This is a genomic window from Streptomyces sp. NPDC020747, from assembly GCF_044334695.1.
Lineage (GTDB): Bacteria > Actinomycetota > Actinomycetes > Streptomycetales > Streptomycetaceae > Streptomyces.
The window spans coordinates 223,766-236,569 of record NZ_JBIRTJ010000016.1 but is presented as its reverse complement, the minus strand read 5'-3'; the positions used below and the strand labels follow the sequence as shown (position 1 = coordinate 236,569).

Genomic DNA, 12,804 nt, shown 5'->3' with positions numbered 1-12,804 from the left:
TATCCGGCCTTCACACGGCGCCCGGCGCGAGTGCTCAGCGCTCGCGCTTCTCCTTGATCTTCGCGGCCTTGCCGCGCAGGTCGCGCAGGTAGTACAGCTTCGCGCGACGCACGGCACCGCGGGTCACGAGCTCGATCTTCTCGACGATCGGGGTGTGCACCGGGAAGGTGCGCTCGACGCCGACGGAGAACGAGACCTTGCGGACCGTGAAGGTCTCGCGGACACCGGCGCCCTGGCGGCGGATGACTACGCCCTTGAACTGCTGCACACGGGAGCGGTTGCCCTCGATGACGCGGACGTGGACGTTGACGGTGTCACCCGGGCGGAAGGCCGGGACGTCGCTGCGCAGCGACGCGGCGTCGACGGAGTCGAGCAGGTGGGACATGATCGTCTGCTTTCTTCGCTGATGCCACAGGTCATCAACGGAAGTCGGTGTTTCAGAAAGGGGGCTGTCCGGGTCGGGGCGGGCGTCGTGTCCCCCTGTGGCAGGGGCGCACGCCGGACGACGTACAGCAGCCGCCTATTCTTCCACGGCCTCTGGCCTGCGCCAAAATCGGCCGTCGGGGCCGGGCTGCCAGCCGAGGATGGAGAGCATCTCGCGGTCCTTCTTGTCGAAGGCGGCGGGGTCGCAACGCTCGATGAGGTCGGGCCTGTTGGCCGTCGTGCGCTTCAGTGCCTCGTCCCGCCGCCAGCGGGCGATCTTCCCGTGGTGGCCGCTGAGCAGCACGTCCGGGATCCCGCGGCCGCGCCACTGGGGCGGCTTCGTGTAGACGGGCCCCTCCAGGAGGTTGGTCATGGCTCCCGGCGCGAAGGAGTCGTCCCGGTGCGACTCGGCGTTGCCGAGGACACCGGGCAGCAGCCGGGCCACGGCCTCCGTGACGACGAGGACGGCCGCCTCGCCGCCGGCCAGCACGTAGTCGCCGATGGACACCTCGTAGACCGGCATACGGGTCGCGTACTCGTCGATGACCCGCCGGTCGATGCCCTCGTAGCGGGCGGGTGTGAAGACCAGCCAGGGGCGCTCGGAGAGCTCGACGGCGAGCTCCTGGTCGAACGGGCGTCCGCTGGGTGTGGGGACGACCAGGGCGGGCCCGTGGGAGCCCGTCTCGTAGCCTTCCGCGAGGACGGAGTCCAGCGCGTCGCCCCAGGGGTCGGTCTTCATGACCATGCCGGGGCCGCCGCCGTACGGGGTGTCGTCGACCGTGTTGTGCCGGTCGTACGTCCACTGCCGAAGATCATGCACGTGCACATTCAGCTGTCCACGCGCGCGTGCCTTGCCGACGAGCGAGACGTTCAGGGGTTCCAGGTACTCGGGGAAGATCGTGAGGACGTCGAGCCGCATCACGCCTCGTCTCCCGCGGAGGTGTCCTCGGCGTCGCCGGAGGAGCTCTCGGCGTCCCTGGCGGAGGCGATCTCGGCCCGGTCGTCGATCAGTCCGGGCGGCGGGTCGATGACGGCCCGCTGCTTCTCCAGGTCGATGTCGACGACGATCTCCTCGACGAACGGGATCAGCACCTCGGTCCCGTCCGCCCGCTCGACCACGAAGAGGTCCTGCGAGGGCAGGTGCGAGATCTCGGTGATCCGTCCGACCTCGGTGCCGTCCTTCAGGACTACGTCCAGGTCCATGAGCTGGTGGTCGTAGTACTCGTCCGGGTCCTCGGGCTTGTCGTCCGGGTCGACGTCGGCGATCAGCAGGGTGTTGCGCAGCGCCTCGGCGCCGTTGCGGTCACGTACGCCCTCGAAGCGCAGCAGGAGGCGGCCGCTGTGCACCCGCCCCGTCTCGATGGTCAGCGGACCGGCCGAGGCGGGGTCCGTGGCCAGGACGGCGCCGGGCGCGAGCCGCAGCTCCGGCTCGTCGGTACGTACCTCGACGGTGACCTCGCCCTTGATGCCATGGGCGCGGCCCACCCGCGCGACTACCAGCTGCACTTGCCTGATCTCCTGTCGTGTGGCTACGGCATTGCCGCGTAGACGACTACGGGCCGGGGACGGCCAATGGCCCTCCCCGGCCCGAGCCGGTGCTGCGTTTTACGTCAGCGGACGTGGTCCACGTCGACGAGGTCGACACGGACGCCGCGGCCACCGATGGCGCCCACGACGGTGCGCAGAGCGCGTGCGGTGCGGCCGTTGCGGCCGATCACCTTACCGAGGTCGTCGGGGTGCACCCGGACCTCGAGAACGCGCCCGCGGCGCAGGTTGCGCGAGGCGACCTGCACGTCGTCCGGGTTGTCGACGATGCCCTTCACGAGGTGCTCAAGAGCCTCCTCGAGCATGCTCAGGCCTCGGTCGACGCGGACTCGGCGGGAGCCTCGTCCTTCTTCTCAGCCTTCTTCTTCTGGGTGATGGCCTCACCCTTGCCCTCGTCTTCGCCGCCCAGGGCGTCGAACAACGGGCGCGCGGCCTTCGGCTCGGCGACGAGCAGCGGCGGCGGGGCGGGCTCGCCCTTGTGCTTCTGCCAGTCGCCGGTCAGCTTGAGAATGGCGAGCACGGGCTCGGTCGGCTGCGCGCCGACACCCAGCCAGTACTGCGCACGCTCGGAGTCGACCTCGATGCGCGAGGGGTTCTGCACCGGGTGGTACAGGCCGATCTCCTCGATGGCCCTGCCGTCACGGCGGGTACGGGAGTCGGCTACGACGATGCGATAGTGAGGCGAACGGATCTTGCCCAGACGCTTCAGCTTGATCTTGACTGCCACTGGAGTGGTGTCTCCTGGTCTTGACGTGGTTGGGCACGACGAAATTGCCGCGTGGGGTTGCGGTACCCGAGTGCCCGATGGACGCGTCAGCCGGAGGAGAGAGGGGTCCTGTGCGGCTGTCGAGTACAGCTGGCCATTCTGCCACACCCTGACCGGCGCCCTCGACCCGGGCAGCGCATGACCGGCCCGCGGCACGATCGGGCCCCACGCGGGTGTCGCCGTCGAGGTGGGCCGCTGCGCAACCCGGCATCCACGAGATGCCACTGCGCTCTCCCGCACCACCCCGGCGGCACGACCGCCCGCCGCTACGACAACTGTCCGCTCAGCCCGCTGCGGCGCCGACCACCTCCGGGATACGGAACGGCTTCCCGCACCCTCCGCACACGATCGGCGCCTGGGCGAGGACCGACGGGACGACGCGGACGTTGCGCCCGCAGTCGCACACCGCCTTCACGCGCACGCCTCCTCCGGAGGAGCCGTGCCGGGCGGCCGGGCCCCGGAAGCTGCGGGCCGTGTCCGCGGCGGTCGCGACCGTGTGCGCCTTGAGGGCGCGCTGCAGCCGCTCGATCGTCGGGCGGTAGCGCCGCTTCGCCTCGGGGTTGAGCGTGACCAGCGAGAAGCCACTGCTGGGATGCGGCTCCTCGGGGTGGTCCAGGCCCAACTCCTCGGCGATCGCGAGGAATCTGCGGTTGTGGTACCGGCCGGCGCGGGAGGTGTCTCGGACACCTCGGGCGGCGGCGATGCCGTGGACTGCTTCGTGAAGCAGTCGTTCGAAGGAGAGCTCGTGCCCGCAGGCGGACGACGACTCTCCGATCAGGGACTCTGGCGCGGCAAGATCGGGCAGCTCGGTGTGGTGCCGCTGAATGTCGGCCCACGCCCCTGCCAGCTCTGCGGCGAGAACAGGTGGTGTCGTGCTCACGTAATGACAACGAGCCGGGGTGCCTCTGTGTTCCTATTCCGGGGCATCCCAAATAATTTGCACGTACCCGTCAGTTGCCGCTGATGCGTCCTGACGAGGGCGGGTGCGCTGATCTGCGGAGAAGCCTCACAGTTCACACCTAGCCGGTACGTAGTGACTCGTACGCCCCGGCCTGTAGACGGTGTCCGCGCGCCGGGGCCCCTGCGGTCATCAGATACGCAAGAGGCGTTTCGGTCCTTCTCGCGGCGGAATGCCGGGGCTCAGTAGGCGCGGGCCACGACGGCGACGTTACCGGGTGCGTCGTCGCTCCCGGGCACCGACCCGTCCTCCGCGACCAGACAGCGTACGGTCACCGCGTGCGCCGCCAGCTCGGCCTCACCCTCTTCGCCGAGGTCGGCCCAGGGGATGCGCGCCCAGCCGCCGGCGACGGCGGCCTCGACGGCCTCCCCGATCGTCGACACCTCGGACGTCCGGGACTCCCGGCGCTCGCGCGACTGCGTCAGCAGCAGGGCCTGGTCCTCTTCGAGAACGGCGGGCAGCAGCCGTACGAGGGAGTCGATCGCCACCGCCTCCTTTCCGCCCGGGATGCGGCGGGCCAGCATCGCGGTGCCGTTCTCCAGGTCACGGGGGCCGACCTCGATACGTACGGGCACGCCCTTGAGTTCCCAGTCGACGGCTCGGCGGCCGAACGCGACGTCCGTGCGATCGTCGACCTGGACGCGTACGCCCGCCGCCCTCAGCCGGTCGCCGAGCTCGTGGACCTTGGCCAGAACCGCATCGTCGCCCTTGATGGCGAGGACGACGGCCTGTACGGGGGCGAGGCGCGGCGGCACCCGCAACCCACTGTCATCACCGTGCGACATGATCAGGCCACCCACCATGCGGGTCGAGGACCCCCAGGAGGTCTGCCAGACGAGCTCCTGCCGGCCGTCCCCGGACAGGTACCGGGTGTTGAAGGCCTTCGCGAAGTTCTGGCCCAACTCATGGCTGGTGCCCATCTGCAGGGCCTTGCCGTCACCCATCATCGCTTCGAGGGTGAGGGTGTTGACGGCCCCGGCGAACCGCTCGCCCGGCGTCTTCCGCCCCAGCACCACATCGATGCCCAGGACGTTCACCATGAAGTCGGCGTACACCTTCTCGTGGATGTGCGCGGCGTAGTCCCGGGCGTCCTCGTACGTGGCGTGGGCCGTGTGTCCCTCCTGCCACAGGAATTCCGTCGTACGGAGGAACACGCGCGGGCGCATCTCCCAACGGACCACGTTCGCCCACTGGTTGATCAGCAGCGGGAGGTCGCGGTAGCTCTGCACCCACTTGGAGAAGTAGTCGTTGACGATCGTCTCGGAGGTGGGGCGGACGACGACAGGCTCCTCCAGCTCCTTGCCGCCGGCGTGCGTGACGACGGCGAGCTCGGGCGCGAAGCCCTCGACATGCTCGGCCTCCCTCGTCAGGTACGACTGCGGGATGAGGAGCGGGAAGTACGCGTTCTGCGCACCCGCCTCCTTGATCCGGGCGTCCATCTCCCGCTGCATCCGCTCCCACAGCCCGTAGCCGTACGGCCGGATGACCATCGTGCCGCGCACCGGACCGTTGTCTGCCAGCTCCGCCTTGCTGATCAGGTCCTGGTACCAGCGCGGGAAATCGTCCGCCCGAGGGGTGAGAACAGGTGCCTTTGCCATGGCGCGATGGTACGGGCACATGTTGCCGGTATGTGAATTTTTGCGGCGCGCGCCGGTGGCACGCAAACCGGGCTCCGTAACCCCTGGACGCCACGACGAGCGCGGAGTTTCCTGGCATACGGGGGGAGTGCGCGCGCACTGCACGGGGGCGGAGAAACGGGGCACAAGAAGCAACTCTCGGCGGATTGGGGCGCTTTCGATGACACCTACGCTCGTGCGGCATCACCTACCTCGCGCGGGGACCGCGCCCCGGGTGGATCCGTGGGCACGCGCGCGTGACTGGGCCGAGATTCAGGAACGGATGCTCGTCCCGCTCTACGAGGCCGTGTACCAGCGGCTCGAAGTGGGCGCTGCCACCCGGCTGTTGGGGCTCGGCTGCGGATCCGGTCTCGCGCTGTTGATGGCGGCCTCCCGAGGTGCCGGGGTCACCGGTGTCGATGCCCGCGCGCCCGAGCGGCTGGCTCTCGCGCGGGAGCGGTTGCTGCCCCAGGCGTGGGGCACGCGTGCGCGTGCCGGTACTCGGCTGGTCGACGGTGAGCCGGCGGACCTCGCGTCCGGCGCGGGTGACTCGGGGCCGGCCGCGTACAACCTGGTGACGGCCTTCGAGCCGATCGGGTGCGCGGGCGGGGACTCCGAAGGGCTGGGTGAGTTGCTGGCGGGGGCGCGTCCGCTTGTGGGGCGGGGGGTTCCTGTGGTGATCGCGGGGTGGGGGCCGCCGGAGCGGTGCGCGACCGCCTCGGTGCTGCGGGTCGCCACCAAGCTGGCGGATCCGCTGCGGGGGGCGGGGAGTTGGCGGCCTGCCCTTCGGGACGATCTGGAGGAGGTCGCTCAGCGGGCCGGGCTTCGGCCCGACGGGTCCGGGCGGGTCGCCTGCCCATTCGGGTATGCCGATGTGGACGCCGCGGTGCGGGGGTTGCTCTCCACGGGGCTGTTCGACGCCGCCGTCGCTGCCACGGATCCGGCTCAGGTCGACAAGGAGGTCCGCGAGGCGCTGCATCCGCATCAGCGGCGGGACGGGACGGTGTGGATGCCGAACATCTTCCGCTACCTGATCGCGCGTACGCCCTGACGGGGGCTTTTCTCGCCCCCGCCGCCCCTACCCGTCCCATCCCTGGGGGCGGCGCCCCCAGACCCCCGCATCGCGCTGACGCGCTCGTCCTCAAACGCCGGACGGGCTGGGGGTGGGTGGGGGTGGGGGTGGGTGGGCAATCGGCCTGAACGGCCTCGTCCTCGAACGCCGGACGGGCTGAAGGGGATCGGGCATGCCGGGGAAGCGGGGCTCAGCCCCGTCTTTGAGGGGCGCGGGGAACTGCGCGACCAGCCACACACGACCCGCACCGGCACCCGGCACCCGGCACCCGGCACCCGGCACCCGCACAAACGACACTGGGGGCGTCCTTCCGAAGAAGGGCGCCCCCAGTCTCGTACCGGAAAGTCGTCAGCCCATGAACTTCTTGAACTCGTCGGGGAGTTCGAAGTCCTGCGGCTGCTGGCCGCCCGGGAGGCCGAAGGCGCCGCCGGCCTGGCCCGCGGCCTCGCGGCGTGCGGCGGCCTCTTCCTCCTGCTGCTTGCGCTTCATCGGGTTGCCGGAGCGCTGCTTGCCCTTGGCCTTCTTGGGCTGCTTCTTCGCGCGGCCGGCGCCGCCACCGGTGCCCGGCATCCCGGGCATTCCCGGCATGCCGCCGCCCTGGGCCATGCGGGACATCATCTTGCGGGCCTCGAAGAACCGCTCGACCAGGCCCTTGACCGCGCTGACCTCGACACCGGAACCCTTGGCGATACGGGCGCGGCGCGAGCCGTTGATGATCGTCGCGTCCTGGCGCTCGGCCGGGGTCATCGACTTGATGATCGCGGCCGTACGGTCGACGTCACGCTCGTCGAGGTTGTTGATCTGGTCCTTGATCTGGCCCATGCCGGGGAGCATGCCGAGCAGCTTGGAGATGGAGCCCATCTTCCTGACCTGCTCCATCTGGGCCAGGAAGTCGTCGAGCGTGAAGTCCTGGCCCTTCTTGGAGGCCAGCTTCTCGGCCATCTGCTCGGCCTCTTGCTGCGAGAAGGTCTGCTCGGCCTTCTCGATCAGCGTGAGCATGTCGCCCATGCCGAGGATGCGGGACGCCATGCGGTCCGGGTGGAACGCGTCGAAGTCGTCCAGCTTCTCGCCGTTAGAGGCGAACATGACCTGGCGGCCGGTGACGTGCGCGATGGAGAGCGCGGCACCACCGCGGGCGTCGCCGTCGAGCTTCGAGAGGACCACGCCGTCGAAGCCGACGCCGTCACGGAAGGCCTCGGCGGTGTTGACCGCGTCCTGACCGACCATCGCGTCGACGACGAAGAGGATCTCGTCGGGCGAGACCGCGTCGCGGATGTCCGCGGCCTGCTGCATCAGCTCCTGGTCGATACCGAGGCGGCCGGCGGTGTCGACGATGACGACGTCGTGCTGCTTCTGCTTCGCGTACTCGATGGAGTCCTTGGCGACCTGGACCGGGTCACCGACGCCGTTGCCCGGCTGGGGGGCGTAGACGCCGACCCCGGCGCGCTCGGCGACGACGCTCAGCTGGGTCACCGCGTTCGGGCGCTGGAGGTCGCAGGCGACCAGCAGCGGGGCGTGTCCCTGGCCCTGGAGCCACTTGCCGAGCTTTCCGGCGAGCGTGGTCTTACCGGCACCCTGCAGACCCGCGAGCATGATCACGGTCGGCGGCTGCTTGGCGAAGCGCAGCCGCCGGGTCTCGCCGCCGAGGATGCCGACGAGCTCCTCGTTGACGATCTTGATGACCTGCTGGGCGGGGTTCAGGGCCTGGGACACCTCGGCCCCGACGGCCCTCTCCTTGACCTGCTTGATGAAGGCCCGCACGACCGGCAGCGCGACATCCGCTTCCAGCAGGGCGATACGGATCTCGCGCGCGGTGGCGTCGATGTCCGCCTCGGACAGGCGCCCCTTGCCGCGAAGGTTCTTGAATGTCGCTGCGAGGCGATCGGAGAGAGTGTCGAACACGGCGGTCGCGAATCCTCAAGTAGGGGGCAGGGGGGCAGGTCCGCCCTCCAGGGTATCTGTCCGCGCCAGTAAGGGTCTCCACCCCGTCACAGGTTCCGGTCGCGGAGTCCCTTCAGGGGCGCGGGCGGTGACATTGTGCGGCTCCGCCGCATGGGCGCGACCCGCCACGGCCGGCCCGCGGCCGTCGAACCACCTGCCGACGGAACACTCACTCCCGCAACGTGTCCTCCAGCGCCCGCGCGACCGAAGCCGCCTGTTCTCCGGGCAACGGCGCCCCTTCGGGCCCGGTCACATAGAACGCGTCCACCGCGTTCGCCCCCAGCGTGGACACGTGCGCGCTGCGGACCCGCACCTGAGCCTCCTCCAGCGCCCGCCCGATCCGGTGCAGCAGTCCAGGCGCGTCATGGGCACGCACCTCGATGACCGTGGCCAGCCGGGATGCCGCGGAGGCCACGGACACCCGGGCCGGCGGCGCCACGATGCCCCGCCTGCGCGGATACGCGGCGTCCCGTTCGGCGAGGCGTCCGGCGATGTCGAGGGAGCCGTCGAGGGCGCGTACGAGATCGGCGCGCAGGCGGGCGGCCTGCGGCAGTGAGCCGTACTCGGCGGCGACCCGCCAGTCGAGGAGCAACACGGAGCCGGAGACGCCGTCGGGCAGCTCCAGCGCCCGTAGCTCCGCCGTCCGCACGGTGAGCCGGTGCATGGCGAGGACGCCGGCGACCGCCGGCAGGACGCCCTCCTGGTCCGGTACCGCGATGAGCAGTTCCACACCGAGGGGTTCCGGGTCGCCGGACGGCTCCTCGGTGGGCGGCTCGGTCTGGGCGCGCAGCGCGAGCACGGGTCCGCCGGTGCGGGCCGCCTCGATGGCGAGCCGCTCCTGCTCGGCGGTGGGCGCGGCGGCCTCGGGCTCCTCGGGGGTGTCCCCGGCGAGCACGGCGGAGACCCGCTTGACCAGGTCGGCGACGAGGGAGGCCCGCCACGAGGACCAGGCGGCGGGCCCGGTGGCCAGCGCGTCCGCCTCGGTGAGCGCGTGCAGCAGCTCCAGCGTGCCCTGCGAGCCGACCGCCTCGGCGACCGAACGCACGGTGGCCGGGTCCTCCAGGTCGCGCCGGGTCGCCGTCTCGACGAGCAGCAGGTGATGGCGTACGAGGGTGGCGAGTACGGCCACGTCCGAGCGGTCGAAGCCGATCCGGGCGGCCACGTCCCGCGCGATGATCTCGCCGGCCACGGAGTGGTCGCCGGGCCAGCCCTTGCCGATGTCGTGCAGCAGGGCGGAGACGAGCAGCAGGTCGGGGCGGTGGACGCGGCGGGTGAACTCCGCGGCGCGGACGGCCGTCTCGATCAGGTGGCGGTCGACGGTCCAGATGTGGACGGCGTTGCGCTGCGGGCGGCAGCGGACCCGCTCCCAGTCGGGCAGCAGCCGGGTGATCAGGCCCTCCGCCTCCAGGGCCTCCCAGACCTCGATGGTCGAGGGGCCCGAGCCGAGCAGCGTGACGAGCTGCTCTCGGGCCTCGGCGGGCCAGGGCGTGGGCAGCGGGCGGACCCCGGCGGCCATGCGGCGCACGGCGTGCAGGGAGAGCGGCAGGCCCGCCTGGGCGGCCGCGGCGGCGGCGCGCAGCGGCAGTACGGGGTCTCGGTCGGGGCGGGCGGCGCGGGCGAGAACGACCTCGCCGTCCTGCTCGACGACGCCCTCGGCCAGCGGTGAACGCTCGGCGGTCGGCTTGCCGCCGCCCAGCATGGCGCGCAGCCGCGGCCGTACGGCGCGCGACCGCAGCACGCGCCCCACCTCGCGCCAGGTGACATCACTGGCGTACGAGACGACGCGGGCGGCCTCGTACACCTGGCGCAGGAGTGTGTCGGCGTCGAGCAGGCCGAGTTCGGCGGCGACCTGGTCCTGCTCCTGGAGGGAGAGGCGGTCGGTGGCTCGGCCGGTGGCGAGGTGCAGGGCGTCGCGGACGTCGAGGAGGCGCCTGCGGGCGTCGGCGAGGCCCTCGCGCGGGGCGTCGGCGAGCCAGGAGGCGGCGACGGCGCGCAGCGCGGTGGCGTCGCGCAGGCCGCCGCGGGCCTCCTTGAGGTCGGGTTCGAGGAGGAACTGCAGCTCACCCTGGCGCTCGGCGCGTTCGGCGCACAGTTCCTGGAGTTCGGGGAGACGTTTCGGCGCCTGGTTGCGCCAGTCGGCGAGGACGGCCGTGCGCAGTCCGGCGGTGAGGCCGAGATCGCCCGCGAGGTGCCGGGCGTCCAGCAGCCCGAGTTGGACCTTGAGGTCCTCGCCCGCCGTCTTGCGTGCCTCGGCGGGCGTACGGACGGAGTGGTCGAGGTCGAGGCCGAGGTCCCAGATCGGGTACCAGATGCGGTCGGCGAGGGAGGCCACCGCGCCCGGGTCGGCGCTGCCGTCGTGCAGAAGCAGCAGGTCGAGGTCGCTGCGCGGGGACAGCTCGCCGCGGCCGTAGCCGCCGACGGCGACGAGCGAGATGCCGCGCAGTTTGTCGGCGCCCGCGTCGAACAGACCGGACAGCCAGTCGTCGGTCAGTTCGGCGAGGGCCGCACGGCGCGGCGGCCCGGACCGCGCCTCCTCCTGGAGGAGGCGCAGCCGGGCCGCCGCATAGCCGCTGGGTCCCGAGTCCTCTGCTTCCGTACGCACGTCCGTACTCGTCACCCAGTGGCTCCTGTTCTTGTTCTGCCTACAGCGCGTCGGGTCCGCGCTCGCCGGTCCGGACCCGGACCGCCGTCTCGACCGGGACGGACCAGACCTTGCCGTCGCCGATCTTGCCGGTACGGGCCGCCTTCACGATGACGTCGAGCAGCTGCTCGGTGTCGTCGTCCTCGACCAGCACCTCGATACGGATCTTGGGGACGAGGTCGACGGTGTACTCGGCACCGCGGTAGACCTCGGTGTGACCCCGCTGACGACCGTAGCCGCTCGCCTCGGTGACCGTCAGACCGTGAACGCCGAAGGCCTGGAGGGCCTCCTTGATCTCGTCGAGCCGGTGGGGCTTCACGACGGCGGTGATGAGCTTCATGCGTCCACCTTCTTGGCCGGGGTGCCCTGGGCCGGGGAGGATGCGGCGCTGAAGGACGCGCCGCCGCCGCCACCGCTGAAGTCGTATGCGGTCTCGGCGTGCTCGGCCTGGTCGATGCCCGCGATCTCGTCGTCCTCGGAGACGCGCATCCCGATCGTCTTGTCGATCAGGAAGGCGAGCACCGCGGAGGCCACGAGGGAGTAGGCGAGGACCGCGAAGACACCGGCGCACTGCTTCCAGAACTGGTCGAGGCCGCCGCCGTAGAAGAGGCCCGCGACGTCGGACTGGCCGCCGCCGGTGGCGAAGAAGCCGATCAGCAGGGAGCCGACGACACCGCCGACGAGGTGGACTCCGACGACGTCGAGCGAGTCGTCGTAGCCGAACTTGTACTTCAGGCCGACGGCCATGGCGCAGAGGATGCCCGCGATGGCACCGACGGCGATCGCGCCGAGCGGGGAGATCGCACCACCCGACGGGGTGATGGCGACCAGACCGGCGACCGCGCCGGAGGCGGCACCGAGCGTGGTGAACGCGCCGTGGCGGATCTTCTCGTAGGCGAGCCAGGCCAGCATGGCCGCGGCGGTGGCGATCTGCGTGTTGATGAACATCAGCGCGCCGACGCCGTCGTCGTTGCCGAGCCAGGAGCCGGCGTTGAATCCGAACCAGCCGAACCACAGCAGACCGGCGCCGAGCATGACCAGCGGCAGGCTGTGCGGGCGCATCGGGTCCCTCTTGAAGCCGACGCGCTTGCCGATCACGAGGATCACACCGAGTGCCGCGGCACCCGCGTTGATGTGGACCGCCGTACCACCGGCGAAGTCGATGACGCCGAGCTCGAAGGCCCAGCCGCCGGCGCCCCAGACCCAGTGCGCGACCGGGAAGTAGACGACCGTGGCCCACAGGGCGACGAACAGCGCCCAGCCCGTGAACTTCACACGGTCCGCGACGGCGCCGCTGATCAGGGCGGGCGTGATGATCGCGAACATCAACTGGAAGACGGCGAAGACGTAGATCGGGATGGTGTAGCCGTCCCAGAGCTGCGTGATGCCGATTCCGCTGAGGCCCACGTAGTCCGAGGACCAGCCGATGATGCTGCCCGAGTCGGTGCCGAAGGCGAGTGAGAAGCCGTAGAGCACCCACAGGATGGTGACTATCCCCATGCTGATGAAGCTCATCATCAGCATGTTCAGGGTGCTCTTGACCCGGACCATGCCTCCGTAGAAGAAGGCGAGTCCGGGAGTCATGATCAGCACCAGGGCGGAACAGATGAGCATGAACCCGGTGTTGGCGGCAGACAGCGTGGGAGCGTCTGCGGCAAGCGTGATGGCTGGTGCCATCGGCGTCTCCTCGTCGTTTGGTACGGCCCCGTGCGGGCGAAGCCATGAGCGGTTATGAGGGGTGGGCCGGTTATGCGCCAGAGATTGGCGCAGCGCGGTTTCGACCGGCGCCCCTCGATGTTTCGCCGCAGTGACGAAGAGGTCCTGTGTGTTACGCCTCGATGA

The 12,804-nt window shown here is 70.7% G+C and carries 12 protein-coding genes; 1 reads left to right on the top strand and 11 read right to left on the bottom strand.

What is annotated here, in order from left to right:
- Positions 1-34: 34 nt before the first annotated feature.
- From rplS to proS, 7 genes are all read right to left on the bottom strand, one after another.
- On the bottom strand, positions 35-385 hold the full coding sequence (rplS, locus tag ACH4YP_RS36070) for a 50S ribosomal protein L19 (protein ID WP_361062271.1): 351 nt from the start codon (positions 383-385) through the stop codon (positions 35-37).
- A gap of 135 nt (positions 386-520) precedes the next feature.
- A complete protein-coding gene (trmD, locus tag ACH4YP_RS36065) occupies positions 521-1,342 on the bottom strand; it encodes a tRNA (guanosine(37)-N1)-methyltransferase TrmD (RefSeq protein ID WP_398495161.1) in 822 nt (273 codons plus the stop codon).
- Positions 1,342-1,929, bottom strand: coding sequence for a ribosome maturation factor RimM (gene rimM, locus ACH4YP_RS36060; protein WP_361062274.1), 588 nt, complete (start codon positions 1,927-1,929; stop codon positions 1,342-1,344). The genes trmD and rimM overlap by 1 nt, the downstream gene beginning before the upstream one ends.
- Positions 1,930-2,033: 104 nt before the next feature.
- On the bottom strand, positions 2,034-2,273 hold the full coding sequence (locus ACH4YP_RS36055; RefSeq protein WP_003973401.1) for an RNA-binding protein: 240 nt from the start codon (positions 2,271-2,273) through the stop codon (positions 2,034-2,036).
- 2 nt (positions 2,274-2,275) lie between these two features.
- The gene (gene rpsP / locus ACH4YP_RS36050) at positions 2,276-2,695 is read right to left on the bottom strand and encodes a 30S ribosomal protein S16 (protein WP_361062277.1); all 420 of its coding nucleotides are present in this window, start codon (positions 2,693-2,695) and stop codon (positions 2,276-2,278) included.
- A 322-nt stretch (positions 2,696-3,017) separates the two neighbouring features.
- Positions 3,018-3,614, bottom strand: coding sequence for a hypothetical protein (locus tag ACH4YP_RS36045; protein WP_269649597.1), 597 nt, complete (start codon positions 3,612-3,614; stop codon positions 3,018-3,020).
- Positions 3,615-3,874: 260 nt separating this feature from the next.
- Entirely contained in the window at positions 3,875-5,290 is a 1,416-nt protein-coding gene (gene proS / locus ACH4YP_RS36040) for a proline--tRNA ligase (protein WP_398495100.1), read from the bottom strand.
- A 199-nt stretch (positions 5,291-5,489) separates the two neighbouring features.
- Here proS and ACH4YP_RS36035 point away from each other — a divergent pair, with 199 nt between their 5' ends.
- Positions 5,490-6,359 (top strand): SAM-dependent methyltransferase, encoded by an 870-nt coding sequence (locus ACH4YP_RS36035; protein ID WP_361062283.1) that lies wholly within the window; start codon positions 5,490-5,492, stop codon positions 6,357-6,359.
- Between the two features lie 369 nt (positions 6,360-6,728).
- On the opposite strand, the gene ffh is transcribed toward ACH4YP_RS36035, so the two are convergent.
- The 4 genes from ffh to ACH4YP_RS36015 all read right to left on the bottom strand — a co-directional run bounded on the left by ffh (position 6,729) and on the right by ACH4YP_RS36015 (position 12,639).
- Positions 6,729-8,282, bottom strand: a complete 1,554-nt coding sequence (gene ffh / locus ACH4YP_RS36030; RefSeq protein WP_361065633.1) for a signal recognition particle protein — start codon at positions 8,280-8,282, stop codon at positions 6,729-6,731.
- A 208-nt stretch (positions 8,283-8,490) separates the two neighbouring features.
- The gene (locus ACH4YP_RS36025; protein WP_398495097.1) at positions 8,491-10,938 is read right to left on the bottom strand and encodes a [protein-PII] uridylyltransferase; all 2,448 of its coding nucleotides are present in this window, start codon (positions 10,936-10,938) and stop codon (positions 8,491-8,493) included.
- A 25-nt stretch (positions 10,939-10,963) separates the two neighbouring features.
- Positions 10,964-11,302: a P-II family nitrogen regulator gene (locus tag ACH4YP_RS36020; RefSeq protein WP_361065639.1), complete on the bottom strand. Its 339-nt coding sequence runs from the start codon at positions 11,300-11,302 to the stop codon at positions 10,964-10,966.
- Complete coding sequence (locus ACH4YP_RS36015) at positions 11,299-12,639, bottom strand: ammonium transporter (protein ID WP_361065642.1); 1,341 nt, start codon at positions 12,637-12,639, stop codon at positions 11,299-11,301. Before ACH4YP_RS36015 ends, ACH4YP_RS36020 begins: the two co-directional genes overlap by 4 nt.
- Between the last annotated feature and the right edge of the window lie 165 nt (positions 12,640-12,804).